Here is a 21885-nt window from a genome sequence, read left to right on the forward strand (position 1 = left end):
CGGCGGCCCGCACCGCCCGCTGTGCAGGAACACCAGCAGCAGGGGCCCGGGGGCTCTAGGGTGAGCGGCGCACCCGCGCCCGCGGGCGGCCTCCCCCGACGCTTCGGAGAACGCATGATCAAGCGCGCGCGGCCCCTCGCCGCGGCCGCCGTCCTGTCCACGCTCGGCGCTGCCCTGGCGTTGGTCCCGACGCCCGCCCAGGCGGCCCCCGCCGCCCCCGCGGCCGCCGTCACGACGGTGGACCCCACCGACCCCGTGCCGTTGCCGGCCGACCCGGCCGACATCACGCCGGAGCTCGCGTCGCGCACGCTCGATCGGGCCCAGGCCGCGCTCGAGGGCGACCTCGTCGACCCGGCGACCGGCGACGTCGAGTCCCCGACCCTGGCCCTGCGGGACCTCTTCCGCGCCAAGCCGCGGCTCGCCGGGGCGGAGCTGCTGGAGGCCGAGCGCGTCCTGGCGCGACCCACCGACGGTGCCGTCGACCCCGGCCAGGACGGCTACCCCGCGGGTGCGCCCGTCACGACCGGCTGCCAGGTGAACGTCTGCGTGCACTACGTCAAGGCCGGGACGACGGGCGTCCGCCCCCAGGTCACCGCGACCGACGCGTGGGCAGCGCAGACCCTGCGCACCCTGCAGGACGTGTGGAACTACGAGACCCGCACCCAGTCGTACCGCGGCCCGGCGGCCGACGGCACCCGCGGCGGCGACGCCAAGTTCGACGTCTACCTCACCGACCTGGCGTCGCAGGGCGTCTACGGGTACTGCATGCCGGAGTCGTACGCCGACTCCTCGGGCATGCGCGCGACGAGCTACTGCGTGCTCGACAACGACTACGCCGAGTTTCCCGACACCCCGGTGAACAGCCTGCGGGTGACCGCGGCCCACGAGTTCTTCCACGCCATCCAGTTCAACTACGACGTGAACGAGGACGGCTGGCTGTACGAGGCGACCGCCACCTGGATGGAGGAGCAGTACGCCCCCGAGGTGGACGACAACCAGCAGTACCTGGCCGACGGCCAGCTGGGCGACCCCACCGTGCCGATGGACCTGTTCGGCGACGGCTCCTACGGCAACTGGCTGTTCTTCGAGTACCTGACGCAGCGCTTCGGTCCGCGCATCGTGCGCACGACGTGGGAGGCGGCGGCCGGCGCCACCGGCACCGACTACCACTCGCTGGTCGCGCTGAAGTTCGCCCTCTACTACAGCCGCGACACCGCCGGCGCCCGTGGTGAGTACGGCCAGGAGTACGCCGGGTTCGCCTCGGCCAACCAGCTGCCCGGCTTCTTCTACCGCGACGGCCGCGACTACGGCGCCGCCCCCAACTCGGGCTACGTCACCATGCCGCCCGGCCGCACGTTCGGGGCGACGCTGCCCGTGCGCCAGCAGACCACCCGCTCGGTGCGCCTCGACGTGTCCCCCGCGGCGACGGGCCAGCGCACGCGCCTGCGGTTCCAGTTCACGACCCCGCCCGGGGCCACCACGCCGGGCGCGTACGTCGCGATCTACGACGCCGCGGGGCGCGTGCAGCGCATCCCGCTGCGCCTCACCACCGGCTCCACGACCGTCGTGCTGCCGTTCACGACGGGCCAGGTCCGTCGCGTCTACGTCAGCTTCGCCAACGCCTCCTCGCGCCTGGCGTGCGGTGAGGGCGAGGCGGAGCGCGCCTGCTACGGCGTGCCGCTCGACGACGGGGTGGCGATCCGCTGGACCGCGCGGGCCGAGCGCTACTGACGCTCCCCCACGGCCCTCGGGCCGGACACGGCGACGCCCCTGCATCCCACCCGGATGCAGGGGCGTCGCCCGTCTGGTGCCGACCGGCCTCGGTGCCCGGTCGGGGGGACCCTCAGTAGACGGGGTCGTCGGTGCCGTCGTCGGGGTCGATCGTGTGCATGGCGGCCTCCTCGGCGCTCGCCCCGGCGCCGTCGATGCCCTCGTCCTCGGCGTACGTGAGGTGGTCCTCGCCGGCGCGGGTGCCGTCGGCCTCCGCGACCAGACGGCCCGTGCGGGCACCGCCGACCTCCCCGCCCACGGGGCCGTCGACGATGTCGGCGTCGAGCTCCTCCTGCAGGCCGGCCCACTCCTCGGGCTCCTCCTGGCGCAGGCGCTCGTCGATCGACTCGCCCTCGAGCTCGCCGGCCGCCGTCACGTCCTTCAGGTTCGAGCCGCGCAGGTGCTCCGGCGGGGAGAACCCCTCGTCCAGGACGTCGTCCACCCCGCGGTCGTCCAGGGTGTCTTGCGGCTGCAGCTGCTCCTCGCTCATGCTCCGAACCTAGGTGGGACGTGGGCCGCACCCAACCCCACCCGGCCCGGCCCGGGACCCCGCTCGCCGCCTCAGCGACCGGCGGCGGCCCCGAGGAGCCAGCCGCCGAGCACGGCCGAGACGACAGTGACGGCGCCCAGCAGGGCGACCCACGCCCCGCCCGGCAGCGGGGTCAGCCGGCCCAGCACGTCCGCGTCGGAGCGCGGGGCCCGGCCGCGGCGCCGCTGCCCCTGCAGCTCGACGACCGGTCGGGGGGCGGCGAGCAGCAGGAACCACGTCAGCAGGTACGCCGCCCCGACCCGCAGCTGCTCGCTGCCCCACCACGACACGGCGAAGACGGCGAGCCCGGCCAGCAGCACGGCGTACAGCCCGAAGAAGTTGCGGATCTGCAGCAGCAGGAGCGCCAGGAGGAGCAGCGCCACCCACAGCGCCGCGAGGGCGTAGCCGCGCGAGAGCACCAGCGCGGCCACGAGGCCGAGGACGCTCGGCGCGACGTACCCCGACGCGGCGGTCAGCACCATCCCCGGGCCGGTGGGGCGGCCCCGGGAGACCGTGAGGCCGGAGGTGTCGGAGTGCAGCCGGATGCCCTCGAGCCGACGACCGCTCACGAGGGCCGCGACGCCGTGGCCGCCCTCGTGGACGATCGTGACCACGTGGCGCGCCCGCCGCCACGCCGGGCGCCAGACGACCAGCACCGCGGCCAGGCAGGCGGTCAGCGCCACCAGCCGTGGGTCGAGCGCCGACTGACGGGCGACCACGTCCCCCAGGACGCGGTCGAGGACCTCCTGCATCCCCCCAGCATGCCGGGACGGCGGCGAGCCGTGTCCACATCGTGACGTCGCCGCCGCTGCGGCGGGCCCGCCGGGTCGATAGCGTTCGACGGTGACCCTCTCGGATGCTGCACCCTTCTCCTCCCTGGACGACTACCTCGCCCTGCCCCGCGTCGAGGGCCTCGCGCTCTCCCCCGACGGCACCCGGGCGGTGCTGACCGTGGCGACGCTGACCGACGACCGCACCCGCTACGAGCGGGCGCTGTGGGAGGTCGCCGCCGACGGCACCGGCACGCCCCGCCGGCTCACGCGCAGCGCGGCCGGCGAGGGCGGCGCGAGGTTCACGGGCTCGGGCGACCTGCTCTTCACCTCGGGCCGCACGGGCGGCGGCGGTCCCGAGCGGGACGGGAAGCCGGTGGGCCAGCTGTGGCTCCTGCCCGCCGCCGGCGGCGAGGCCCGACCCGTCACGGCCCTCGCGGGCGGGGTCGACGCGGTCGCCGCCACCGCCCTCGCGAGCGACGCCGTCGTGCTCGACGCCCAGCTCCTGCCGGGCGCGGCGACCCTGGAGGAGGACGCGACCCTGCGCGCCGAGCGGGCCCGCCGCAAGGTGACGGCGATCCTCCACGAGCGCTACCCGGTGCGGCACTGGGACCACGACCTCGGCCCCGCCGAGCCCCACCTCCTCGCCCTCGACCTCGCCGCCGCCGGCCCGGAGACCGTGGTGCCCCCGGCCCGCGAGGACGGGGACGACGGCACGGCCGAGGACGGCATCGGGGCGGGCACGCCGTACCCCGCCCACCTGCCGCGGCCCGCCGACCTCACCCCCCACCCGGGGCGCACGGCGGCGACCGCCGGCGTCGCCCTCACCCCCGACGGGCGCACCGTCGTGGCGGCGGTACGACGCCCGCAGGGCCGCGCGGAGCGGTTCGCGCTCGTGACCATCGACGTCGCGACCGGCACGTGGACGACCCTGGTCGACGAGCCCTCGACCTTCGTCGAGTCCCCCGTCGTCAGCCGCGACGGCCGCCGCGTCGCCTACGTGCGCTCGGCGTTCTCGACGCCCGCCGGCCCGGCCGACCAGGAGCTGTGGGTGAGCGGCATCGACGGCAGCGACCCGCGGCGCCTCGCCGACGGCTGGGACCGCTGGCCAGCGAGCCTCGTGTTCGACCACGACGACGCCGCCCTCGTCGTCGTCGCCGACCAGGACGGGCGGGCGCCGGTCTTCCGCGTCCCGCTCGACGGTGGCCCGGTCGTGCAGGTGACGACCGACGACCACGCCTACTCGCACGTGCAGGTGGACCCGCGCGACGGCACGCTCGTCGCCCTGCGCTCGAGCTGGCAGGTGCCGTCGCACCCCGTGCGGATCGCGCCCGACGGCACCGTGACGCCACTGGCCACCCCGGCGCCGCCGCCGGCCCCGGTGGCGCGCATGGACGAGGTCGAGACGACCGCGGAGGACGGCTCGCGCGTGCGGGGCTGGCTGCTGGTGCCGCCGACCGCGTCGGCGGAGGCGCCCGCCCCGCTGCTGCTGTGGATCCACGGCGGGCCGCTCAACTCGTGGAACGCGTGGAGCTGGCGCTGGTGCGCCCAGCTCGCCGTGGCCCAGGGGTACGCCGTGCTGCTGCCCGACCCGGCGCTGTCCACCGGCTACGGCCTGGACTTCATCGCCCGCGGCTGGAACGCCTGGGGCGGGGCGCCCTTCACCGACCTCATGGCCATCACCGACGCCACCGTCGTCCGCGAGGAGGTGGACGCCACCCGCACCGCCGCGATGGGCGGGTCGTTCGGCGGCTACATGGCGAACTGGGTGGCCGGCCACACCGACCGCTTCGACGCGATCGTGACCCACGCGAGCCTGTGGGCGCTCGACCAGTTCCGCGGCACGACCGACGGCGCGCCGTACTGGGACGAGATCTTCGACGACGAGGGCCTGGCCGCGAACTCGCCCCACACGCACGTGGAGCGCATCACGACGCCGATGCTCGTCATCCACGGGGACCGCGACTACCGCGTGCCGATCGGCGAGGGCAACCGGTTGTGGGCCGACCTGGCGGAGCACCACGCCGCCCCGGACGGCACCATGGCGCACCGGTACCTGTACTTCCCCGACGAGAACCACTGGATCCTCAAGCCGCAGCACGCGAAGGTCTGGTACCAGACGGTCTTCGCCTTCCTCGCCGAGCACGTGCTGGGCGAGGAGTGGGAGCGCCCGCGCCTGCTGGGCTGACCCGCCCACCCGCTCCCACCCGCCGGACCGCGCCCGGACGCGCAGGAGGGCGCCGACCACCCGGTCGGCGCCCTCCGCGCTTCGCGTCCCCCGTTGCGTGCTGCGTTCTGCGTGCTGTGCGAACGCTCAGATGTCGGTGCGGCTGTCGCGCACGCTCTGGGTGCCGTCCGAGTTGGTGACGGTCGTGCGCGTGCGCGCCCCGCCGCCACGGTTGAGGGTCAGCGCGGTCAGGAGGATGACGACGAGCCCGACGCCGGCCATGATCCAGCCGACCATCGTCAGGTCCACCGCCTCGACCCTGTCCTGCACCGCCAGGGCGAGGATCAGACCCACCACCAGCAGGAAACCACCGAATCCGTAACCCATTGCCGTACCTGCTTCCTGAGAGGGACTCCACGAGGGAATTCGTGTCAGCATGCCCACGCCCGGGCCCGTTCACAAGGACCGGCCCCGGCTGGTCGCCGGATGTTTGACGCCGGTCGCCGCGGTCCACCCTGGGACCCGTGCCCAAGCGCGACACCCACTGGACGGACGACTTCCCCCTCCACGCCGCCACGGCCGGCCGGCTGCTCGGCCTGCTCCCCGGCGAGGTGGCGACCCACAGCCACGCCGACGTACCCGCGGGCCTCTTCCACGTGTGGACCCCCGGGCGCGGCGGGCTCCAGCTCGTGATGGGGCTCGACCGGTCGGTGTACGTGCGCGAGTCGTGCTTCACCGCTGCGCAGATGCGGGCGTTCCACGAGCACGGTCGACGCACCGACCTCGCGACCCTCGCCGAGCGCCCGCTCAACCACGCCGCGTCGGCCGTCGCCGCGATGATCCGGTTCGTGCGGGGCGGCGAGCGCGCCACCGCCGAGCCGACCGGTCCCTCCCAGGCGGAGCTGGAGGACCTGGTCGGGAGCCCGTTGCGCCCCACCACCCCCGAGGAGATCGCCGCCCGGCTGACCGACGCCGACGACCCGACCGCCCACCTGCTCGTCGGCGTGGACCGCGAGCAGGGCCCCGGGCACTGGTACGTCGCGATGCGCATGGACGGCGAGGTCACCGCCCTCGACCCCATCGCGAACACGCGGCACCCCTGGCCCCCGCCCAACGCTGACGCCGTGCGCTGGTGGGCCAGCGGTACGCCGACCCAGCCCGCGCAGCCCGTCCCCGCGGCCCAGCCCGCCGCGCAGGAGGACACGGTGCTGTGCGAGGCCGACGCCCACGGCACCCGCGTCTGGCTGCGCACGACCCCGCTGCTCGCCCCCTTCGGCCAGCAGCTCGTCGACGCGTGGGCCCGGCAGCCGGCGGACCGCATCGCCAGCGGGCGCGGCATCTGGTTCGGGTTCTGGTGGACGGCGCTGAGCACGAGCAACCAGGGCGATGGGCTCCGCGTCGCCGCCTCCGACCTCGGGCGCGTCGAGGACGCCACCAGCTGGAACGTCGACGCCGCTCTCGAGGTGATGCGCCAGCAGGTCGAGATGGTGAGCTTCTGCCGGGCCCAGCGCGACTCGATCAACTTCCTGCGCACCGTCGCCGTCGAGCCCGGGGCGCTCGAGGCCCCCGAGGTGCACCTGCTGCGTCGCCAGCCCGGGGAGCACCCCGACTCCGGTTGGTACGTCGGCACCTCGCCCACCCCGAGCGCCGACGTGGAGGTGCTGCCGGCGAAGGAGGTCTGGCGCCGCCGCCCCGAGCTGACCCGGTACCTCGGGCTCCCCGTGGGGTTCCGCGCCGTGTGGTCGGGCAAGCGGACCGCCTTCCTCCGCAACCCCGCCGGCAACCTGATCTGGGACGCTGCGGAGCACGACCGCCGCCAGGCGGCGACGGCCGCCTCGGCCACGGGCTCGACCACCGGCTCGGCGCCCACGACCGCCGCCGCGGGGTCGTCGCGCCCGCGGCGCACGGTGCCGCGGGGCGGCAGCCCGACGTACGCCCGGGCCGTGCACGCCCTCTACGGCGAGCACACCTCCCCGGCCGACCTGCTCGCCGCCGCCCGGGAGGTGCGGGGCTGCTTCGAGCGGTCCGAGCACCTCGTCGGGATGCTGCCCGCCGAGGCCCCGGATGTCCTCGTCGAGCTGTGGGAGAGGGCCGGCACGGGCGAGGCGCTCGTCGATCTGGGCGACTGGTGGCGCGCGCCGCTGACCGGGTCCCGCGACCCGGCGCGGGCGATCGCGGCGTACCAGCGGGCGGACGCCGCGGGGGCCCGCGCGGGCGCGCTCGGCTGGGTGCGGGAGATGTACTTCACCGATCTGGGCGACCCGCAGCACGCCGTCACCCGGCTCGAGCAGCTCGTCGCCGACGACGGCGACGGCCGCGCGCACGTGCTGCGGGGGTGGATGCGGTTCAAGGGCTGGGGCTACCCGCGGGACCCGGCGGCCGCGGCGGCGGACCACCGCACCGCCGCCGGGCGCGGCAACGCGGACGCCCACTTCGAGCTGTCGGTGCTGCACGGCACGGGCCAGGGCGTCGAGCGGGACCCACGGCTCGCCCTGGACCACCTGGAGCAGGCCGCCGCCCAGGACCACCCCCGCGCGCTGCACAACCTGGCCGCGATGTTCGCCACCGGGCGCGGCGTGCCGACCGACGCCGCCCGTGCGGTCGAGCTCTACGAGCGGGCGGCGGACCGCGGCCACGCGCAGGCGGCGTTCACGGCGGGCGTGATGTTGCTGACCGGGGAGGGCGCCGGGCCCGACGAGGGCCGGGCACGCGACCTCCTCGGCCTCGCCGAGCACCACGGCCTCGACGTCCGGGAGCGGGCCGGCGCGCTGCCGCCGGCGCTGCGGGACCGGATCCTGGCCGTGCTCGCGCGCTGAGGGGGCTGGCAGGATCAGAGGGTCCCCCGCCACCGTCCCGAGGAGCCGTGCCGTGCCCCGCACCATCGCCACCACCACCGACGTCGACCTGGCCGCCCTGCTCGACTTCGTCCGCCCGCGCCACCGCATGGTGCTGCTGACCCGGCGCGCCGACGGCTCGCCGCAGGCCTCCCCCGTCACCGGCGGCCTCGACGACGCCGGGCGGATCGTCATCTCGACGTACCCGGAGCGGGCGAAGACGCGCAACGCCCGCCGCCGTCCGGAGACGAGCGTCGTGGTGCTCTCCGACGAGTGGGACGGCCCGTGGGTGCAGGTCGACGGCACGAGCGAGGTGCTCGACGTGCCGGAGGCGCTCGACGCGTTCGTGGAGTACTTCCGCAACATCGCGGGCGAGCACCCCGACTGGGACGAGTACCGCCAGGCGATGCTCGACCAGGGCAAGTCGATCATCCGCATCACACCGACCCGGTGGAGCCCGGTGGCGACGGGCGGCTTCCCCGCGCGGCTCGCGTGAGCGCACGGCGCCGCGCCGCGGTGGCGGCCCCCCGGATCGACGCGCCGGACCTCGTGGGCCTCGCGGACGGCTCCCCCGACGACCTGCGGCGCAACGCCGACCTGGAGGCGGTGGAGGTCCGCGACGTGCGGGTGGAGCACCTCGACCTCGGCGGCGCCGTGCTCGCCGACGTGCGCCTCAGCGACGTCGAGGCCCACGAGACCGACCTCGGGGGCGCCCGCCTCACGGGCGTCGGGCTGGAGCGGGTGAACCTGCCCGTCGTGCGCGCCGCCCGCGGGCAGTGGCGCGACGTCGAGGTCACCGGCCGGCTCGGGTCGCTGGAGGCCTACGAGTCGCGCTGGCGCTCGGTGCACCTCGTCGGCTGCAAGCTCAGCTTCGTCAACCTCCGCGGCGCCGAGCTCCTCGACGTCGCGCTCACCGACTGCCTGGTGGAGGAGCTCGACCTGGCCGACGCCCGCCTGTCGCGGGTGCGGCTGAGCGGCACGCGGGTGGGACGTCTCGACGTACGACGGACCGAGATGCGCGACGTGGACCTGCGGGGCGCGATGCTCAGCGAGGTCGAGGGACCGATGGACCTCGGCGGGGCCGTCGTCACGCCCGAGCAGCTCGAGGCCCTGGCTCCCCTGCTGGCCGCCGGGATCGGGCTGCGCGTCGAGTCCTGACGCGTCTGCCGCCCACCTCGGGGTTGTGCTCGACCGACCATCCGTGATTCTCTACCGTTCGGTACATAAACGGAGGTCGAGATGACGGCTCCTCGCGGACGACCGCGGTCGTTCGACATCGACAACGCGCTCGACGCCGCGGTCGAGGTGTTCTGGCGGCACGGGTACGAGGGCGCGGGCCTGACCGAGCTGACCGCCGCCATGGGCATCGGTCGGCCGAGCCTGTACACGGCGTTCGGCGACAAGGCCCAGCTGTTCCGGCGCGCCCTCGACCGGTACGTGGATCGGAACATGGCCTACGTCGAGGACGCCCTCGCCCAGCCCACCGCGCACGCCGTGGCGGAGGCGTTCCTCACCGGCAACGCCCGCGCGGTCAGCGCACCCGGCAACCCGCCCGGGTGCCTCTCCGTGCAGGCCATGGTGACCGACCAGGGCGACACCTTCGGGCTGCTCCGCGAGAACCGACGTCTGATCGAGCAGCGCCTGGCCGACCGGTTCCGTCGCTCGATCACCGACGGTGACCTCGGTGCCGACGAGGAGCCCGACGCGCTCGCGAGCTACCTCATCACCGTGGCCACCGGGTTCGCGATCCGCGCCGCGGACGGCGTCGCCCGCGACACCCTGCTCACGCTCGCGAGCCGCGCCCTGGACGGCTTCCCCCGGCCCCCTGCACCCACCCGCTCCCACCGGCGCCCGACCGAGGCGTCACGGAAGGCTGCACCATGACCGACGACAATCCGTCACTCGTCGTTGCACGCGACACAGCCCTGGACGTGCGCAGGCTCTACGAGCTCCTGGAGGAGCGCCCCAACGGGAGGACCTGGTCCCTGCACGAGCTGATGATCGGCTTCTCCAACGACGTCGGCCAGATCGGCCGGCTCATCCTCGCCAGCGACGGCACGTGGGAGATCGACGGGGACCCCCGCTCCGAGCTGGAGCACAAGCTCGCCGAGTCGATGTGGTGGACCTTCGTGCTCGCCGACCGGCTCGGCATCGACCTCGAGCAGGCGTACGGCGACACGATGAAGAAGATCCGCAGCGGACTCGAGACGACCATCGCGCGCACGGCCCCCGCGTCTGACCGACCCGAGGACTCCCCGTGAGCGACGCCCGGACCACCTCGACGGTGCCTCCCCCGACGTCACCGGCGGTCGCAGCGCCTGACGCACCACCACCACCGCCACCCGACGACCGACCGGCAGAGGACCACGACATGGCAACCACGGCACCGACACGGCACCTGCACGCCAGCGACGACCCCGAGCTCGTCCGCACCCCGGCGGTGCACTACGTCGCCGTCCCCGGGTCCGGTGCTCCCGGGACCGACGACTTCTACCGGAAGAAGCTCTTCGTCGGCGAGCTCGCCCGCACCCTCGGCGACGGCGACGCCCGACCGGTCATCGAGATCCAGTACTGGTACCCCGAGCACCTGCTGCCCGTCGAGATCGCGGACTTCTACAGCGTGAACCCCGTCGACGCGCTGCAGTACCGCGTGATGGCGGCCGTACCGGAGGGGACGACGGTCCAGGAGCTCGCCGACGCCCGCGCCCGTGCCGGCACCCCTGACTCCGCTGCGGACGTCGTCGAGCTGCTCACGGTTCCCGAGCAGGACGTGGTCCAGGTCCTGCACCACGGCCCGTTCGCGGAGGAGCTCGCCACCCTCGGCCGGCTCGGCCGGTTCGCCGCGTCCTTGGGCCTGCGCCGGAGCGGCCCGCACCACGAGCTCCACCTGGACGCCTTCTCCCGGACCACCCCGCAGGCCACTCTCCGCACGATCCTCCGCGACCCCGTCGCCTGACGCCTCCTGCAACGGCGCGGGATCACCTGCGCGCGAGAGCCGGCGACACCCGGAAATGACTCCGGCCCGGGAATCGAGTTCGATTCCCGGGCCGGACCTTGTAGCGGGGGCAGGATTTGAACCTGCGACCTCTGGGTTATGAGCCCAGCGAGCTACCGAGCTGCTCCACCCCGCGTCGGTGAACAGAACGTTACGCGACCACCTGCGCGGTGCCAAATCGGAGGTGGGTGACACCGGTCACCCACCCCCGACCGGTCACTCGGTGGGCTCGGCGGTGGGCTCGGCGGACGGCTCCGCCGTGGCGTCCGCGGACGGCTCGCCCTCCGCGGCGGCACCGGCACCCGGCAGCTGGCCGGCGAGCTCGAGGGCCTCCTCGATCAGCGCCTGCGCGTCGCGGATGTTGTCCTGGTAGGTGCCCAGGTCGCCCTCCGCCAGCGCGGCGTCGGCGGCCTCGAAGAGCCGGTCCGCCTCGCTGAGGGCGGTGGCGATCTGCTGCTCGACCGTGCCGGTCGGCTCGGTCGGCTCCTCGGGGGCGTCCGGGTCGTCCGGGTCGGTCGGCGCCACCGGACCGTCGTCCAGCGAGACCCCCAGGACGTCGCCGAGCGCCTGCGCGAGCGTCTGCCCGATGCCGACGTTGTCGTCGCCGAACGAGACCGCGACGAAGCGCAGCACCGGGTAGTTGCCGTCGCCGGCGGTGCGGATCGAGTAGAGCGGCTGCACGTACAGCAGGCTCTCCCCCACCGGCAGGGTCAGCAGGTTGCCGAACACCGGCCGGACCTCGCCCTGGCGGTACGGGAACAGCGCGTCCGTCACGCCCTGGTCGGACTGGATCTGGTTGGCGATCTGCCCGGGGCCCGCCACCTGGCTGCTGGAGCTCAGGCGCCGCACGCGGAACTCGCCGTACGTGTCGGAGGAGGCGTCGCCGTCCACCTGCACGAAGGCGGCGAGGTTCTGGCGGTTCGCCGGCGTGTAGACGCTGGTCAGCGAGAACGTGTCCGGCTCGACCTGGTCACCCGACGGCACCGAGAGCCGGTACGCCGGCTGCAGGCTCCGGTCGTTGTTCGGGTCGACCGGCACCTGCCAGCGGTCGTTGCCCTCGTAGAAGTCGCCCGCGTCGTCCACGTGGTACGACGCCAGCTGGAAGCGCTGCACCTTGAACATGTCCTCGGGGTAGCGCATGTGGTTCAGCAGCCCCTCGGGGATCTCCGAGCGCGGCTGCACCGTGCCGGGGAACGAGTCCATCCACGCGCGGAGCATGGGGTCGCTCTCGTCCCACGCGTAGAGGGTGACCGTGCCGTCGTAGGCGTCGACGGTCGCCTTCACCGCGTTGCGGATGTAGTTGATGTCGTCGGTCGGCACCGTCTGGAACGGGTTGTCGTTCTGCAGCGCGTCGTCGGTCATCTCGTCGAACGACTCGCGGTTCGACAGCGGGAACTGGTCCGTCGTCGTGTAACCGTCGACGATCCAGACGACCTTGCCGTCCACCACGGCCGGCAGCGCGTCGCCGTCGACCGTCAGCCACGGGGCGACCTTCTCGACCCGTCGGCCCGGCTCGCGGTCGTAGAGGATCCGCGAGTTCTCGTTGACCCGGTCCGACAGCACGATGTTCGGCTCGCCGAACTTCACGGCGTACAGCAGCTTGTTGAACAGGCCACCGACCTCGACGCCGTCGGCGCCGTCGTACGTGGTGGTCGTGCCGCCCTCGTTGCCGCGCGGCAGGTCGAGCTCGACGTCGTTGGCGTCCTCGCTGCGCTTGCCGACGATCGAGTACGACGGGCTGTTCTCGCCGAAGTAGATGCGGCCCTCGTAGCCGTCCTCCCCGGAGAGATCGGTGAGGTCGCCGACGGGCGGCAGGTCACGCTCGGCCCACGCCGGCGCCTCCGGGACGATCGTCGCGTTGTCCGCCCGCTTCTGGTTGCCGTAGGCGGCGATGACGCCGTACCCGTGGGTGTAGACGGTGTGCAGGTTGGCCCAGTTCTGGCTGCCCTCGGAGATGCCCGCCTGGTTGAGCTCGCGCACGCCCAGCACGACGTCGCGCTCGATGCCGTCGATCTCGTAGGTGTCGACGTCGAGGACGTCCGAGACCGTGTAGTAGCCGCGCACCTGCTGCAGCTGCTGGAACGTCTGCGGCACGACCGCCGGGTCGACGAGGCGCACGCCGCCGCTGTTGGCCACGGTGCTGGCCAGGTCCGCCCGCGAGTCCTCCGAGAAGTTCGTCAGGTCGGTCTCGGCGTCGAAGTCGTCGATCGTGACGTCGTCGATGCCGTAGGCGTCCTTCGTCGCAGCGAGGTGCTTCTCGATGTACGGCGCCTCGCGGTCCGCCTGCGACGGGAGCACCTGGAAGCGCTCCATGATCGCGGGCCAGATCATGCCCAGCAGGATCGAGGACAGCACGAGCAGGCCGAGGCCCACGCTCGGCAGCATCCACGTGCGGCGCCAGACGTTGAGGAAGAAGAGGATCGCGCAGATCACCGCGATGCCCATGAGGATGTTCTTGGCCGGCAGCACCGCGTTCTCGTCGGTGTAGCCCATGCCGTCGATGTAGCCGCCGGTGCCCGTCAGCAGGTCGAAGCGGTCGAGGTAGTAGTCGAGCCCCTTCACCAGCACGAGCAGGCCGACCAGCACCGAGAGCTGCACCTGGGCGGCGCTCGAGAGCTTGTCGCTCGCGGCCTGCAGGCGGATGCCGCCGAAGAGGTAGTGCACGACGAGCGCGCCCATGGCGGAGACCACCAGCATCGCCAGCACGAAGTCGGTGACGAAGTGGAACCACGGCAGGTCGAAGACGTAGAAGCCCAGGTCCTTGCCGAAGTACGGGTCCGTCTCCTCGAAGGACTTGCCGTTGCGCCAGAGCAGGAAGTTGCGCCACTGGCCGGCGCCCGAGGTGCCCGCGAAGACACCCATGAGGAGACCGATCACCACGAGCAGCCACCGGCGTACCGGGGTGACCGCCTCGCGGTAGCGGTCCAGGCTCGTCTGCTCCGGCGAGGCCGGGCGGAAGACGGGGCGGAACCGGTAGGCCAGCCACATGCTCGTCGTCACCGCGGCGGCCATGAGCAGCCCGAAGACGGCGAACAGGGCGATGCGGGTCCAGACCAGGGTGGAGAAGACGTCGGAGTAGCCGACGGCGTCGAACCAGAGCCGCTCGGTCCAGAAAGACGAGAAGCCCGCGAGCGCGACGAGACCTGCGACCACGACTCCCGCCGTGATGAGCAGCGCGCGCGATCGGCCCGACGGGGCTGGTCTCGCGCTCGGGCGGCCGCCGCGGGGCGGCCGGGGGCCGGAGTCGAAAAGGTCGCTCACGTGTCTCGGTTCTCCTCGTCGAGGGTGGTGGCCAGCAGCTGGACGAGTCCCGGCACCAGGTCGGGTCCACCGACCACCGACTGCTCGTCGTCGTGCGAACGCATGCGGAGGGCGCAGTACGCCGCCCCCGCTCGCGTGACGCCCACGACCATGCGCACCTCTTGGCGCAGGGGGTGGGCGCGGGCGAAGGCGTCGGCCTCCGCCGGGTCCTGGGGGATCTGGGGGTCGACCTCGGGCGGCAGCACGAGGCGCTCCAGCACCGCGGCGCAGCCGGCGACGGCCGGGGGCCAGGAGATGCCGGCCACGGCGCGCTCGAACTCGCCGGGGCCGCCGGGCATCGCGTCCTGCTCCACCGGGGTCAGGGAGCCCTCGGCGCTGGCGTCGTCGAGCCCCGCGCTGGCGGCCAGCCCCGGCGCCTGGGCCACGAGCAGGCCCGTGTCGACCAGGGCGTAGAGCCGCGCGGGCTGGTCCCAGCCGGCGGTGGCGGCGTGGGCCTCCAGCTCGAGCACCGCGGCGGCGAGCGCCGGGTCGGTGTCGAGCTCCGCGGCGAGGTCGCGTTCCAGCGCGGGGGCCTCGTCGGCGCTCTCGTCGGGTACGTCGGGCTGCTCCGTCACCGGGTCACGTCCTCACAGGTCAGCACGTCGGCGTCGACGTCGTCGGCGAGTGCCGTCAGCGTCTCCACGGCGCGGTCGAAGGTGTCGACGGCGACGAGGCGGACGTCGCCGTTGGCGGCCCCGAGGGCCTCCCCGCAGTTGTCGACGGGCACGAGGAAGACCTCCGCGCCGTCCTCGCGGGCGCCCGGGATCTTCTGGGCGATGCCCCCGATCGGGCCCACCTCGCCCTCGGGCGAGATGGTGCCGGTGCCCGCCACGTGCAGGCCGCCCGTCAGGTCGCCGGGGGTCAGGTAGTCGTAGACGGCGAGGGCGAACATCGTGCCCGCGCTCGAGCCGCCGATCCCCGCCGGCGGCGTCAGGCGCACCGGGAAGGGGAAGTCGTAGCCCTGGACGGGCGTGATCCCGATGACGGCGCGGCCGTCCTCCTCCACGGGGACGAGCTCGACCTCGCGATCCTCGCCGTCACGCTCGATCGTGGCGGCGAGGCGCCCCCCGACCCCGGCCCGCTGCACGACCTCGCCGACCTCGGCCGGGGCGGTCACGGGCCGGCCGCCGACGCTGCGCACCACGTCGCCGGGCTGGAGCACCCCCTCGGCCGGGTATCCCACCCGCACCCCGCCGACCTGCACGTTCGCCGTGAAGTCGATGTCGAGGGCCGCGAGGGCGACGGCGATCGAGACGTCGACCGAGCCCGTCATCTGGGCGGTCGAGATCATCTCGCTGGTCGCGTTGTCCTCGTCCTCGTCGTACACGCTGGAGTAGGGACGCACCGCCGCGTCGGGGTCGCGCCACGCCGACAGCGCCTGCACCAGCGCGAGCTCGGTCTCCGGGCGGGTGATGCTCGCCGTCGTCATCCGCAGCTCGCCGGACTCCGGCGGGAAGCTCTCGTGCTCCTCCACCTCGACGATCGGCGTCCCGTCGCTCTCGCCGAGCAGGTCGGCCGTCGTGCCCGGGTAGTAGGTCACGAAGGGGGCGGGGAGGAAGAGGGCGGCGGACCAGAGCCCGACGACGAGCGGCACCGCCACGATGCCCGCCACGGTCCGCTGCTCCATGGCCACTACCCTCTCAAATGCCCGCAAGGACGCGGTCGGCGGCCGACGGCCCTCGCCCGGGCATGTCCGGGGTGCCGCTCAGCCGGCCTCGCGGCGGCGCACCGCCACCCCGCTGCTGCGGTCGCGCCGGGCCTCGCCGGGCACCGCGTAGCCCGCGGGCGGCGGCTTGCGCAGGGCGTCGCCGAGGCGGCGTACCTGCTCGTGGCGGTCGGGCCCGGGACGCTCGCGGTCCAGCCACGTCACCCACACCATCGCCCCCAGGGTGACGACGACGGGCGGCACGAGCCAGAGCAGGATCTCCACCCCGCGAGGGTACGGCGGACGCCGCCCCCGAGCGGGCAGGCGCTACGGCGTGCCCACCCAGCTGGCGTCGCCGTCGGCGAACAGCTGGTGCTTCCAGATCGGGACGCGCTCCTTCAGGCGGTCGATGAGCGCGCGGGACGCGTCGAACGCGGTGCCGCGGTGCGCCGCCGCCGTGCCCAGCACCACCGCCGCGTCGCCGATCGCCAGGTCGCCGGTGCGGTGCAGCACGGCGATCGCCTGCACGTCGAAGTCGGCCGCGACCTCGGCGCACACGGCCTCGAGCGCGGCCTGCGCGCCGGGGTGCGCGACGTACCCCAGCCCGGTGACGCCACGGCCGTCGTCGTGGTCGCGCACCCGGCCCACGAACAGGTCGATGGCGCCGGAGGCCGGGTGGTCGAGCGCGGCGACCACCTCCGCGAGCTCCAGCGGCTGCTCGCGCAGGCCGACGAGACGCACGACGGCGGCAGGGGCGGCGGACACCTCGGGGCTCACGGGACCGATCGTAGTGACCCCGCACACCCCGCGGCACACCCCGCGCCGCGATGCCCGGTCGAGCCGTCCTCGGCCCCTGGCGGCCCCTGGCGGCCCGTGCGTGCCGGAGTAACGTTGAACCATGAGCGACAAGCCCGGCGACCCCGGCGGCGACCGACCCGGCGACGGCGAGAACCCGTTCCGCGGGACCCCCTTCGAGGCCCTCTTCTCGGGCAGCGGCCTCGGCGCGTTCCTCGGGGGCGGGGGCGGGATGCCCGACCTCTCCGGCCTGATGCAGCAGGTGCAGGCGATGATGCAGCCCCACGACGGCCCCATCAACTGGCCGGTCGCGGTCGACATCGCCCGCCGCCAGGTGGCCTCCTCCCCCGACCCGTCGCCCACCAGCGGCCAGGTCTCGGCCGTCGCCGACGCCGTGCGGCTCGCCGACCTCTGGCTCGACGCCGCGACCGACTTCCCCAGCGGGGTCACCTCGACGGCGGCGTGGAGCCGCGCGGAGTGGGTCGTCGGCACGACCGACGTGTGGAAGGTGCTCGTCGAGCCCATGGCCGAGCAGGCCGTCGGCTCCCTCGGCAACGCCCTGCCCGAGCAGGCCCGGGCGATGGGCGGCCCGATCCTCGACCTCATGGCCAAGGCCACCGGCGCCATGCTGGCCTCGCAGATCGGCCAGGGGCTCGGCACCCTGGCCGGCGAGGTGCTCAGCGCCTCGGACATCGGCCTCCCGCTCGGCCCCACCGGCCGCGCCGCCCTCGTGCCGGCCAACATCGCGACGTTCGCGGAGGGGCTCGACGTGCCCGCCGACGACGTGCTCCTCTACCTGGCGCTGCGCGAGGCCGCCCACCAGCGCCTCTTCGCCCACGTGCCGTGGCTGCGCAGCCACCTCGTCGAGGCCGTCGCGGCCTACGCCCGCGGCATCGACATCGACGTCGAGGGCATCCAGCAGAAGCTGCAGAGCCAGCTCGGCGACCTCGACCCGACCAACCTGGCCGGCCTGCAGGAGGCCATGGAGGGCGGTCTGTTCGAGATCGAGCAGTCGCCCGCGCAGAAGGCGGCGCTGGAGCGGCTCGAGGTGACGCTCGCGCTCGTCGAGGGCTGGGTCGACGAGGTCGTCGGCCAGGCCACCGCCGAACGGATGCCCAACGCGGTCCGCCTCGCGGAGGCCGTGCGCCGCCGCCGGGCCACCGGCGGCCCCGCCGAGCAGACCTTCGCGACCCTCGTGGGCCTCGAGCTGCGGCCCCGGCGCCTGCGCGACGCCTCCACGCTGTGGGGGTCCTTGCGCACCCGGCAGGGCACCGAGGGCCGCGACGGCGTCTGGATGCACCCTGACCTGCTGCCGACCGCCGCCGACCTCGACGACCCGCTCGGGTTCCGCGAGGACGCGCTCACCAGCGACGAGCTCGTCGAGGACGACTTCGACGCCGCGCTGCGCGACCTGCTCGCCGGTCCGGGGAACGGCGGCGCCGGCGGCACCGCTGAGGGCACCGATGAGGGCGCCGACGAGGGCCCCGACGACGGGCCGGCCTCGGGGCGACCCCCCGGGGGTCCCGGCGCAGACGGGTGAGCCTGCACGCCGACGCGCTCGCGCTGCTGGAGGCGTGGGCGGCGCCGGTCCCCCACCAGGAGGCGTTGCGCGAGCAGTACGTCGCGCACCTGCGCGCGCACCGGGACGGGGTCTACCGCCACGCGGCGCCGGACCACGTGACGGCGAGCGCGGTCGTGCTCGACGCGACCGGCGAGCACGTGCTGCTGACGCTGCACGCCAAGGCCGGCCGGTGGTTCCAGCTCGGCGGCCACTGCGAGCCCGGGGACACGACCCTGGCGGGGGCCGCCCTGCGGGAGAGCGCCGAGGAGTCCGGGGTCCCGGTCCGCCGGCTGGCGGTGGACCCGGCGCCGGTGCAGCTCTCCGCGCACCCCGTGCCGTTCTGCCGTCCACCGACCCTCGGTCCCGACGACGTGGTGCACCACCTGGACGTCCGTTTCCTCGTCGTCGTCGACGGGGCCGCCACCCCGGTGGTCAGCGAGGAGTCGCTCGACGTGCGCTGGTGGCCGGTCGACACCCTGCCCGACCCCGAGCCCGACCTCGTCGAGGCGGTGGCGTTCGCCCGCGCGCGGCTGACGGGCGGAGCGGGGGCTCAGTCGTCGGCGGGATCGTCCGGGGAGTCGTCCGCGAGCTCGTCGAACCCGTCGGGGTCGTCCGGCTCCTCCCCCGGCGGCGGCTCCAACCGGCCGGCGGCCGAGTAGCCGAGCAGGTAGCCCTTCGCCCGCTCGGCGTGCGGGTAGTGCGCGACCCAGGCCCAGAAGTCGGCGTCGTGGCCGGGCACCAACAGGTGCGCGAGCTCGTGGACGAGCACGTAGTCCACCACCCACGACGGCATCCCCTGCAGCCGTGTGGAGAGCCGGATCGTGCCGTCGCCGGGGGTGCACGAGCCCCAGCGCGAGCGCTGGTTGTCCACCCACCGCACGGAGGCCGGACGCGCCATGCCGCCCAGGTAGCGGTCGCTCAGCCGCCGCGCGCGGCCGAGCAGCTCGTCGTCGCTGGGGCGGGCGCGGGCGTCGGAGCGCTCGATGCGGCGCACCATCTCCGCCACCCACCGGTCGACCTCGGCCTCGCTGAGCGCGGCGGGCACGAGCACGACGATCCGGCCGCCCTCGCGGTACGCCGAGACCGTGCGCCGTCGGCGACGAGAGCGGCGTACCTCGACGTCGGGCCGGGCCTCGGTGCCGCCCGTGCCGTCGGCCGTGACGTCGCCCCGGTCCTCGCCGGGGCCGGCCCCCGGCTCCATGGAGGGGACGCTAGCGCGTCACGAGGGCCGCGCCCAGGACGTCAGGCGGTCCCGCGACCACGTGTTGACGATGCGGTCGGGGTCGATGCCCGCCTGCTCGGCGCGCTCGCAGCCGTGGACCTGCAGGTCGAGCTGGCCGGGCGCGTGCGCGTCGGAGTCGATGGAGAACAGGCACCCGATGTCGCGGGCGAGCTCCAGCAGGTCCGTGGGCGGGTCGCGCCGCTCGGGGCGGGCGTTGATCTCGACCGCCACGTCGTTCTCCGCGCAGGCCTCGAAGACCGCGGCCGCGTCGAACGAGGACGGCGGCCGGGTGCCGCGGTTGCCGCGCACCAGCCGGCCCGTGCAGTGGCCCAGCACGTTGGTGAACGGGTTGCGCACCGCCGCCACCATCCGGCGCGTCATCGGGGCGCTGTCCATCGCCAGCTTGGAGTGCACGCTGGCGACCCGCACGTCGAGGCGTTCCAGGAGCGCCTCCTCCTGGTCGAGACCGCCGTCGTCGAGGATGTCGACCTCGATGCCCTTCAGCAGCCGGAACCCCCCGCCGGCGAGGTGCTCGTTGACCGCGTCGACCACGTCGAGCTGGCGCCGCAGGCGCGCGGGGCTCAGCCCGTTCGCGACCCGCAGGCGCGGCGAGTGGTCGGTCAGCACGAGGTAGTCGTGCCCCAGCTCCATCGCCGTCATCGCCATCTCCTCGATGGGCGAGCCGCCGTCCGACCAGTCCGAGTGCGAGTGCAGGTCGCCCCGCAGGGCCCGGCGCAGGTCGTGCCCGCCGGCGGTGAGCGGTCCGCCGTACCGCTCCTCGGTCTCGGCGAGGCGTGCCGGCAGCTCCCCGCGGGCGGCCTCCTCGGCGACGCGGGCGGTGCTGCGGCCGACGCCGGCCAGCTCGGTCAGCGTCCCGTCGGCCGCGCGGCGGGCCAGCTCGTCGGCGGGCAGCTCGAGCAGCGCGGCGGCGGCGGCCCGGTAGGCCTTGACCTTGTAGGTGTCCTCGCGGGCGCGTTCGAGGAGGAAGGCGATGCGGCGCAGCGCCGCCACCGGACCCCCGTCGTAGCTCTGCGTCACGGTCAGCTCTCCTCCCCAGGGTGTGGAGGACCATCCTGGCAGGTCAGCGGTGGTCGGCGGCGGGCACCGGCGGGCGCCCTCCCCAGGCGTCTCCCGGCCCGCGGCCCGCTCCTCCACGGGTCGGGGCCCCTCCTCCACACGTCGTCCACAGGTTCGTCCACAGAGGTGGAGGAAGGGGGCGAGCCGGGAGCGTTGACCGGGTGGGTCCCACCCCCTAGCGTGGTGGCGACGAGGCCCCCGGTCCGTCGTGCTCCGCAGGCAAGGGGAAGGCCGGCGGCACCACGACGGTCGGGGGTCTCGCTCTTCCTCAGCGTCCGCGGAAGAGCGGGGTACGCCGCTCCCGGGCCGCCGCGATCCCCTCCTGCAGGTCCTCGGTGGCCAGCGTGATCGGCTGGGCCATCGCCTCCCACTGCAGCCCGGCCTCGATGTCGGCGTGGCGGGACCGGAGCGCGAGCGTCGTCAGGCGGCTCGGCACCGGTGCGGTGGCCGCGACCGCGTGGGCCGCTGCGAGCACCTCGTCGACGAACGTCTCCCGCTCGATGACACGGGAGACGAGGCCGAGCGCCAGGGCCTCCTCGTCGGCCACGAGACGACCGGTGAGCAGCAGGTCCCGGGCGTGGGCGGGACCCACCACGTCGGGCAGCAGGTAGGTCGCGGCCATGCCCGGGTGCATGCCGAGGTTCACGAACGGCACGCCCAGCCTGGCGCCGCGCGCGGCGTACCGGATGTCGCAGGCCAGCGCCACGCAGAGCCCCGCGCCGATCGCGGCCCCGTTGAGGGCCGCGATGGTCGGCACCTCGAGCCGGCGGATCGACAGCCAGCCGCGGTAGAACGGCAGCATCCGCGCCCGCAGGTCGTCGACCGACGCCTCCGGGTCGCCCGCGATCCACTTCTGGTCGCCCCCGGAGCAGAACGCGGAGCCCTCGCCGCGCACGACCACCGCGCGGACGTCGCGGTCCCCCACCAGACCGTCGACCGCCTGCTGCCACGACGCCGACATCGGGGCCGACATCGCGTTGCGCTGGTCGGGGTTGTCGAGGACGAGCACGACGACGCCGTCGTCGTACCGCTCGACCCGCAGGTGGGGCAGCTCGGTCGTGGTGGGCGCGCCGGCCCCGTGGGTGTCCGTCATGGTCCGCAGGCTAGCCGCGCACGGCGGCGACGGCGTGACGCGCACCACCCCGGCTCCCCTGTGGAGAGCGCCCACCGGGCTCCGTCGACCCGTGCCACGCTCGCCGTCGTGGACGTGCACGAGGACG

Annotated in this window: 21 protein-coding genes and 1 tRNA gene; 10 read left to right on the forward strand and 12 right to left on the reverse strand. The window is 74.5% G+C overall.

Annotation, left to right across the window (positions count from 1 at the left end; all coding sequences use genetic code 11):
* The first annotated feature begins 114 nt into the window (after positions 1 to 114).
* Complete coding sequence (locus ACOACO_RS15260; protein ID WP_420297115.1) at positions 115 to 1731, forward strand: MXAN_6640 family putative metalloprotease; 1617 nt, start codon at positions 115 to 117, stop codon at positions 1729 to 1731.
* A gap of 112 nt (positions 1732 to 1843) precedes the next feature.
* On the opposite strand, the gene ACOACO_RS15265 is transcribed toward ACOACO_RS15260, so the two are convergent.
* Both ACOACO_RS15265 and ACOACO_RS15270 read right to left on the reverse strand, forming a co-directional pair.
* Positions 1844 to 2260, reverse strand: coding sequence for a DUF5709 domain-containing protein (locus ACOACO_RS15265; protein ID WP_420297116.1), 417 nt, complete (start codon positions 2258 to 2260; stop codon positions 1844 to 1846).
* Positions 2261 to 2331: 71 nt separating this feature from the next.
* Entirely contained in the window at positions 2332 to 3051 is a 720-nt protein-coding gene (locus ACOACO_RS15270; RefSeq protein ID WP_420297117.1) for a M50 family metallopeptidase, read from the reverse strand.
* A gap of 91 nt (positions 3052 to 3142) precedes the next feature.
* Here ACOACO_RS15270 and ACOACO_RS15275 point away from each other — a divergent pair, with 91 nt between their 5' ends.
* The gene (locus tag ACOACO_RS15275; RefSeq protein ID WP_420297118.1) at positions 3143 to 5257 is read left to right on the forward strand and encodes a S9 family peptidase; all 2115 of its coding nucleotides are present in this window, start codon (positions 3143 to 3145) and stop codon (positions 5255 to 5257) included.
* A gap of 126 nt (positions 5258 to 5383) precedes the next feature.
* Here ACOACO_RS15275 and ACOACO_RS15280 read toward each other — a convergent pair whose 3' ends face one another.
* On the reverse strand, positions 5384 to 5623 hold the full coding sequence (locus ACOACO_RS15280; protein WP_420297119.1) for a DUF6458 family protein: 240 nt from the start codon (positions 5621 to 5623) through the stop codon (positions 5384 to 5386).
* 137 nt (positions 5624 to 5760) lie between these two features.
* Here ACOACO_RS15280 and ACOACO_RS15285 point away from each other — a divergent pair, with 137 nt between their 5' ends.
* The 6 genes from ACOACO_RS15285 to ACOACO_RS15310 all read left to right on the forward strand — a co-directional run bounded on the left by ACOACO_RS15285 (position 5761) and on the right by ACOACO_RS15310 (position 11026).
* Complete coding sequence (locus ACOACO_RS15285; RefSeq protein ID WP_420297120.1) at positions 5761 to 8052, forward strand: tetratricopeptide repeat protein; 2292 nt, start codon at positions 5761 to 5763, stop codon at positions 8050 to 8052.
* A 52-nt stretch (positions 8053 to 8104) separates the two neighbouring features.
* Positions 8105 to 8566 (forward strand): PPOX class F420-dependent oxidoreductase, encoded by a 462-nt coding sequence (locus tag ACOACO_RS15290; RefSeq protein ID WP_420297121.1) that lies wholly within the window; start codon positions 8105 to 8107, stop codon positions 8564 to 8566.
* Positions 8563 to 9228, forward strand: a complete 666-nt coding sequence (locus ACOACO_RS15295) for a pentapeptide repeat-containing protein (RefSeq protein ID WP_420297122.1) — start codon at positions 8563 to 8565, stop codon at positions 9226 to 9228. The genes ACOACO_RS15290 and ACOACO_RS15295 overlap by 4 nt, the downstream gene beginning before the upstream one ends.
* 81 nt (positions 9229 to 9309) lie before the next feature.
* Positions 9310 to 9954: a TetR/AcrR family transcriptional regulator gene (locus tag ACOACO_RS15300; protein WP_420297123.1), complete on the forward strand. Its 645-nt coding sequence runs from the start codon at positions 9310 to 9312 to the stop codon at positions 9952 to 9954.
* Positions 9955 to 10001: 47 nt separating this feature from the next.
* Positions 10002 to 10331, forward strand: coding sequence for a hypothetical protein (locus ACOACO_RS15305; RefSeq protein WP_420297124.1), 330 nt, complete (start codon positions 10002 to 10004; stop codon positions 10329 to 10331).
* Between the two features lie 110 nt (positions 10332 to 10441).
* Positions 10442 to 11026 carry a GyrI-like domain-containing protein gene (locus ACOACO_RS15310; protein WP_420297125.1) on the forward strand — a complete coding sequence of 195 codons (585 nt, stop codon included), beginning with the start codon at positions 10442 to 10444 and terminating at the stop codon, positions 11024 to 11026.
* A gap of 101 nt (positions 11027 to 11127) precedes the next feature.
* On the opposite strand, the gene ACOACO_RS15315 is transcribed toward ACOACO_RS15310, so the two are convergent.
* The 6 genes from ACOACO_RS15315 to ACOACO_RS15340 form a co-directional block, all read right to left on the reverse strand.
* Positions 11128 to 11201, reverse strand: a tRNA-Met gene (locus ACOACO_RS15315).
* Between the two features lie 80 nt (positions 11202 to 11281).
* Positions 11282 to 14326, reverse strand: a complete 3045-nt coding sequence (locus ACOACO_RS15320; RefSeq protein ID WP_420297126.1) for a UPF0182 family protein — start codon at positions 14324 to 14326, stop codon at positions 11282 to 11284.
* Entirely contained in the window at positions 14323 to 14940 is a 618-nt protein-coding gene (locus tag ACOACO_RS15325; RefSeq protein WP_420297127.1) for a PPA1309 family protein, read from the reverse strand. The genes ACOACO_RS15320 and ACOACO_RS15325 overlap by 4 nt, the downstream gene beginning before the upstream one ends.
* Positions 14937 to 15992 carry a PDZ domain-containing protein gene (locus ACOACO_RS15330; protein WP_420297128.1) on the reverse strand — a complete coding sequence of 352 codons (1056 nt, stop codon included), beginning with the start codon at positions 15990 to 15992 and terminating at the stop codon, positions 14937 to 14939. The genes ACOACO_RS15325 and ACOACO_RS15330 overlap by 4 nt, the downstream gene beginning before the upstream one ends.
* Positions 15993 to 16070: 78 nt before the next feature.
* Positions 16071 to 16295: a hypothetical protein gene (locus tag ACOACO_RS15335; RefSeq protein WP_420297129.1), complete on the reverse strand. Its 225-nt coding sequence runs from the start codon at positions 16293 to 16295 to the stop codon at positions 16071 to 16073.
* Between the two features lie 42 nt (positions 16296 to 16337).
* Positions 16338 to 16787, reverse strand: coding sequence for a molybdenum cofactor biosynthesis protein MoaE (locus tag ACOACO_RS15340; protein ID WP_420297130.1), 450 nt, complete (start codon positions 16785 to 16787; stop codon positions 16338 to 16340).
* A 121-nt stretch (positions 16788 to 16908) separates the two neighbouring features.
* Between ACOACO_RS15340 and ACOACO_RS15345 the strand changes: the two genes are divergently transcribed.
* Both ACOACO_RS15345 and ACOACO_RS15350 read left to right on the forward strand, forming a co-directional pair.
* The gene (locus ACOACO_RS15345) at positions 16909 to 18345 is read left to right on the forward strand and encodes a zinc-dependent metalloprotease (RefSeq protein WP_420297131.1); all 1437 of its coding nucleotides are present in this window, start codon (positions 16909 to 16911) and stop codon (positions 18343 to 18345) included.
* Positions 18342 to 19025 (forward strand): NUDIX hydrolase, encoded by a 684-nt coding sequence (locus tag ACOACO_RS15350; RefSeq protein ID WP_420297132.1) that lies wholly within the window; start codon positions 18342 to 18344, stop codon positions 19023 to 19025. The genes ACOACO_RS15345 and ACOACO_RS15350 overlap by 4 nt, the downstream gene beginning before the upstream one ends.
* Here ACOACO_RS15350 and ACOACO_RS15355 read toward each other — a convergent pair.
* From ACOACO_RS15355 to ACOACO_RS15365, 3 genes are all read right to left on the reverse strand, one after another.
* Positions 18917 to 19567: a M48 family metallopeptidase gene (locus tag ACOACO_RS15355; protein ID WP_420297133.1), complete on the reverse strand. Its 651-nt coding sequence runs from the start codon at positions 19565 to 19567 to the stop codon at positions 18917 to 18919. The genes ACOACO_RS15350 and ACOACO_RS15355 overlap by 109 nt on opposite strands.
* A gap of 18 nt (positions 19568 to 19585) precedes the next feature.
* Positions 19586 to 20626 carry a PHP domain-containing protein gene (locus tag ACOACO_RS15360; RefSeq protein ID WP_420297134.1) on the reverse strand — a complete coding sequence of 347 codons (1041 nt, stop codon included), beginning with the start codon at positions 20624 to 20626 and terminating at the stop codon, positions 19586 to 19588.
* Positions 20627 to 20933: 307 nt separating this feature from the next.
* Positions 20934 to 21758: an enoyl-CoA hydratase/isomerase family protein gene (locus tag ACOACO_RS15365; RefSeq protein ID WP_420297135.1), complete on the reverse strand. Its 825-nt coding sequence runs from the start codon at positions 21756 to 21758 to the stop codon at positions 20934 to 20936.
* Positions 21759 to 21885 lie beyond the last annotated feature (127 nt).

Source organism: Nocardioides sp. CPCC 205120 (assembly GCF_048654585.1).
GTDB lineage: Bacteria > Actinomycetota > Actinomycetes > Propionibacteriales > Nocardioidaceae > Nocardioides.

What these genes read in the sequence shown, in the direction of transcription:
- ACOACO_RS15345 (WP_420297131.1), top strand. Translation starts at nt 16,909, where the DNA reads ATGAGCGACAAGCCCGGCGACCCCGGCGGCGACCGACCCGGCGACGGC.
- ACOACO_RS15365 (WP_420297135.1), bottom strand. Translation starts at nt 21,758, where the DNA reads ATGACGGACACCCACGGGGCCGGCGCGCCCACCACGACCGAGCTGCCC.
- ACOACO_RS15330 (WP_420297128.1), bottom strand. Translation starts at nt 15,992, where the DNA reads ATGGAGCAGCGGACCGTGGCGGGCATCGTGGCGGTGCCGCTCGTCGTC.
- ACOACO_RS15260 (WP_420297115.1), top strand. Translation starts at nt 115, where the DNA reads ATGATCAAGCGCGCGCGGCCCCTCGCCGCGGCCGCCGTCCTGTCCACG.
- ACOACO_RS15310 (WP_420297125.1), top strand. Translation starts at nt 10,442, where the DNA reads ATGGCAACCACGGCACCGACACGGCACCTGCACGCCAGCGACGACCCC.
- ACOACO_RS15300 (WP_420297123.1), top strand. Translation starts at nt 9,310, where the DNA reads ATGACGGCTCCTCGCGGACGACCGCGGTCGTTCGACATCGACAACGCG.
- ACOACO_RS15355 (WP_420297133.1), bottom strand. Translation starts at nt 19,567, where the DNA reads ATGGAGCCGGGGGCCGGCCCCGGCGAGGACCGGGGCGACGTCACGGCC.
- ACOACO_RS15270 (WP_420297117.1), bottom strand. Translation starts at nt 3,051, where the DNA reads ATGCAGGAGGTCCTCGACCGCGTCCTGGGGGACGTGGTCGCCCGTCAG.
- ACOACO_RS15265 (WP_420297116.1), bottom strand. Translation starts at nt 2,260, where the DNA reads ATGAGCGAGGAGCAGCTGCAGCCGCAAGACACCCTGGACGACCGCGGG.
- ACOACO_RS15280 (WP_420297119.1), bottom strand. Translation starts at nt 5,623, where the DNA reads ATGGGTTACGGATTCGGTGGTTTCCTGCTGGTGGTGGGTCTGATCCTC.